1 protein-coding gene is annotated in these 288 nt (G+C 52.1%); it reads right to left on the reverse strand.

Translation table 11 applies throughout. From position 1 onward, the window contains the following. A partial coding sequence (locus P0G09_RS20465) for a type I restriction enzyme endonuclease domain-containing protein (protein WP_275253600.1) occupies positions 1-288 on the reverse strand: 288 nt, incomplete at both ends.

The following is a 288-nucleotide window of genomic DNA, read 5'->3' on the forward strand; positions in this document are numbered from 1 at the left end:
GCGCTCATTTACGTCCGGAAGCGTAAACTTCTTTCCGGTACCGCCTGAAACCAATCGCACGGTCATTGTTCTTACGGACTCGAAGAAAGCCGCCTCCATGCGGGTTTGCTCGTCTACCAAGCTGCTGCACAGCGAAAGTGCCTGCTTGAGAAGCAAGGCTTCTTTGATGAACACATTCGGTGTCTTCTCATTGTCTGGAAGCTCGTACTCTGCAACACTTTTGCCGAGTATGAAGTTCACACCGCCGCTGATGAGCTTTGCCCTGTCGTTGTCGCTTCCGGTCATGAA

This window comes from Faecalibacterium sp. DFI.5.82, from assembly GCF_029076575.1.
Lineage (GTDB): Bacteria > Bacillota > Clostridia > Oscillospirales > Ruminococcaceae > Faecalibacterium > Faecalibacterium duncaniae.